The 777-nt window shown below is 45.3% G+C and carries 1 protein-coding gene; it reads right to left on the bottom strand.

The features are described from left to right. Window positions 1-17: 17 nt before the first annotated feature. Window positions 18-777 (bottom strand): IS3 family transposase (locus tag IEX98_RS28970; protein ID WP_188893134.1); only part of this gene is annotated, 760 nt, incomplete at its 5' end.

The raw sequence follows: 777 nt of genomic DNA, 5'->3' as shown, positions 1-777 counted from the left end.
CTCATTATTTCATGCTGTTACATGGCTTTATGAAAAGCAGAAGCATCCTCTTGTGTCTTGATCCACTCTGAGAACACAATTGGCGACATCTGTTTTAAACTTCCATGCATCCTGCGATTATTATAGAAATCCATATACGTATCGAGCGCTTCATACGCTTCTTCAAAAGTCATGAACGCTCTATTTCGGAACAAATCCCTTTCAAGTATGCTGTGAAACGACTCGATGTAGGCATTCAGGTCCGGTGTCCGCGGTGGTATACGTTCATGGACCAAATCGATGCTCTCACATGTATCGCCGAACAGCTTACTAATAAACTGTGGGCCGTTATCCGTCCGAACAACAGGCATGGCTTCTCCTGTTCCAATACGGGACGCTAATGCCCATCCTAGGGTTTGAACAACGTGTTTCGCCTCACAGATCGATCCGCGATACTGCCCAACGATGACGCGGTCAAACACATCAATAATGCTCAGCACGAAAAAGAAACGTTCCTGTCCGATCACGTAGCCATATTTAATATCCATCTGCCACAGCTGATTCGAGCCGGTAACGATCCGATTCCGTGGCAATCTGCGGGGATGCGTTTGAACGCGCTCCCTCGGTTTTTGAAGAATTCCTAACTCTTTGCATAGACGATACGCCTTTTTCTTGTTCAAGATGAGACCATACCGATCTCGTATGCATTTTGCTAAAAGCTTGTAACCATAGACATGCTCTTCACCCTCAAGAAGCTCCAGTATCCATTCTTTTACTTGATCATCATGGATTTGCTCA

Source organism: Paenibacillus radicis (ex Gao et al. 2016) (genome assembly GCF_014641555.1).
In the GTDB taxonomy this organism is placed as follows: Bacteria; Bacillota; Bacilli; order Paenibacillales; family Paenibacillaceae; genus Pristimantibacillus; species Pristimantibacillus radicis.
This window is presented reverse-complemented; position numbering and strand designations above follow the sequence as displayed.